Below are 2,944 nucleotides of genomic sequence, written 5' to 3' on the forward strand. Positions count from 1 at the left end.
AAAAGAGAATGGAGAATGATTATTTAATGACAGTTATTGATATTTTCAACCCACAGATTTCTAAAATTGCACGAGGACTTGAAGGTAAGGCGATATTAGTCTACTCTGACAATGGTTTAGGGAAAACTTATCAAGCTACTCGTATGCCACGCCCATATTATATTGGCTTCGAAATGGGTATCCGTGGGATTTCAGGTGTTCCTTTTGCTCCAATCAATAGTTGGGGAGATTTTAAGAAAATTAACAAACAGCTAACTGATCCAAAAACAGTAGACAAAGCACGAGAACTTTATCAGACAATTATTTTCGATGAAGTTTATGCTTCAGCTCGTATGGCACAAGATTACATTTGTCGTAAATATGGGGCAGAACATATGGGAGAAGTTGCGCCTAAGACTGAAAATCGTCCAAACTTATATGTAGCATATGAAGCTGAATACTTCCGTGAAATTGATAAGCTATTGAAAAGTGGATATACGCTAATGTTCATTGGACATGAGACTGTAGACAATGACACTAAACAAATTATTCCTAAAGGCGACAAGCGTAGTATGCAAGTAATTCGTGACAATGCTGACTTCTGTATCTGGTTATCAAATAACGGAGTTGACGATGAGGGAGTGCCAGTTAATTCATCTGCTCATTTCTTCCAAACTCCACAATTCTTTGCTCGTAGTCGCTACACTAAAATGGTTAACACAATCGCTAACTATACAGCAGAAAACTTAGAAGCTGCAATTACTAAAGCGATTGAAGACGAAGAGAAAGAAAAAGGTGTTCAATCGGTATCATTCAGCGAACAAAAAGAAATGCTGATCCCCCAAACTCAAGACTTAACTTCATTAGTAGCAGAAGTTCAGGCATTAGGCGGAAAACTTGCTGAAGCTGGGTTCTTACAAGACGTAGTTGATTTAGTCGAGAAACACCTTGGTAAAGGAATTAAAGTTACTGATGCTAAAAAAGGTCAAGAAGACATTGTTTCAGTATTGCTTGATGACGTGAAAGATTTAGTTTCTGAAAAAGGTCTTAATTAATCAATTATAATCAAAATAAATACGAACAACAACTTAATTGCGTAGCAACTCCCATACTGCTACGCAATCTTTTTACAAATTATATCCTATTCCAATACAAAGGAGAGAACATATGAATGTAAAATCCACGATTGTTGATGCAGCTAACCAAATTGTGACGAAACATTTGATTAAACGATTTATCGGTGAGATCAATTTCTTCTTTCAAATTGTAGAAAAGGGAACTCAACTCATTGTAATTAAAGACAAGATGATTATGAGCGTAATTGACGCTACAGAAAACACGAATGCAGAGAGATTAATTGAAGTATTCTGTAAAAAATTCACAGATAAAACGAATATTTTAGTGGAAGTTATGGTGGAAGAAAAGTTTCAAACTGAGACATTAACACTTATAACACAGAATGGCGAGAAATATTACATTCAAGACTTCAGCAAGTATTACTTAAAACTATAGAAGGGAGTCGATTTAGCACATGGCTAGACTTCCAAAGTGTCCAATATGCGATAAAGAAGTAGAGAAAATTGAAGGCGAGTTTGTTAAGCATTCAAGTAAAACGTATCACAACAATTGTTATCAGCAATTTGAATTAAGAAAACAACACAGATCAGAACTCCTTGAGTATATATGTGATTTATATAATATGAAAGTTCCTACAGGATTTATCCTAAAACAAATTAAGGATTTAGAAACGGATTCAGGTTATACATTAAAAGGAATTGAACTCTCACTTAGATATTTCCATGAGATTGAGGGCAATTCAGTTGAATCAGCAAACAAGAAATATACAACTCAAGGAATAGGAATTGTTCCATATGTGTATGAGAATGCGAAAAAATTTTACACCAACCTTCAGCAATTGAGGAGTAGCAATGCTCAAATTGACTATTCCATTGATGAAGAAACAATTATTTCATCTCCACCAAAAACGAGGAAAAAGAAACTAATTGATATTAATCAAATATAAACAAAAACGAGGTGATTTTTATCATAAATGAATTACCACTTTATAAGGATAAGGAATTTTTATATCAGAAGTTAATTGTAGAAGGATATTCTACAAAAGAATTAGCAGAAGAAATAGGGTGCGTTGTTTCAACTATTAATGTCAACCTTCAAAAATTTGGAATAAAAGTCCGTTATAAAAAGTGGATGAAAGTGCTAGATAAATATGGACAAGAAATTTCTGATTTATATATAAATGAACAAATGAGCGCAGAAGATATAGGTGTGAAGATGGGAATTAGTGGCTATATCATTAGAGTAGTTTTGAAAGAACTAAATGTAAAGTTTAGAACAAAAAGTGAAGTAGCAGTGCTAAAAAACGAACAAAATGATTATCGTCAATATAAGTTGAATGAAGACTACTTTAAAATATGGTCATCTGAAATGGCTTATAYATTAGGGTTTATAGCTGCTGATGGTTGTATTTCTACAGACGAAGAAAGATGTAGCTATTTACTTAAAATAACACTTAAAGACACAGATAGTAATCACCTTCTAAAAATTAAAAATGCACTAGATTATGAAGGTGTTATCTACTTCCATGAAAATAACGCATCTCCCATAGTAAACAAGGTGACAGATGGATGTACATTAGCTATAAAATCTAAAACTCTAATCAATGATATTAAAAAGATTGGAATAAAGGAGAGGAAATCTTTTAATAAAGAAGTACCTGTTAGCCTACCTAAAAAATTTGAGATTGACTACATTAGGGGATATTTTGATGGAAACGGATCAGTAGGTGTACAGTATCCTACTACATCAGGAGGACTTAAAACAAAAACAACTCAAATAAGAGTAAGGTTTTGTAGTGCGAGTAGAGCTAATCTTTATCAGATACAAGAGATCCTATCAAAATACGGAATTAAGAAAAAGAGAGTTCCTGAAGTGACCTCTAAAACTG

At 33.3% G+C, this 2,944-nt stretch carries 4 protein-coding genes; all 4 read left to right on the top strand.

Translation table 11 applies throughout. The features are described 5' to 3' along the window. A partial coding sequence (locus AC1DSL_RS16855) for an ATP-binding protein (protein WP_477533090.1) occupies positions 1-1,034 on the top strand: 1,034 nt, incomplete at its 5' end. A gap of 112 nt (positions 1,035-1,146) precedes the next feature. Continuing rightward, positions 1,147-1,491: a hypothetical protein gene (locus tag AC1DSL_RS16860; RefSeq protein WP_477533091.1), complete on the top strand. Its 345-nt coding sequence runs from the start codon at positions 1,147-1,149 to the stop codon at positions 1,489-1,491. A 19-nt stretch (positions 1,492-1,510) separates the two neighbouring features. Next, positions 1,511-2,002, top strand: a complete 492-nt coding sequence (locus AC1DSL_RS16865) for a hypothetical protein (RefSeq protein WP_477533092.1) — start codon at positions 1,511-1,513, stop codon at positions 2,000-2,002. 11 nt (positions 2,003-2,013) lie between these two features. Then, positions 2,014-2,944 (top strand): LAGLIDADG family homing endonuclease (locus tag AC1DSL_RS16870; protein ID WP_477533093.1); only part of this gene is annotated, 931 nt, incomplete at its 3' end.

Source organism: Paenisporosarcina sp. P4_D4 (assembly GCF_056401835.1).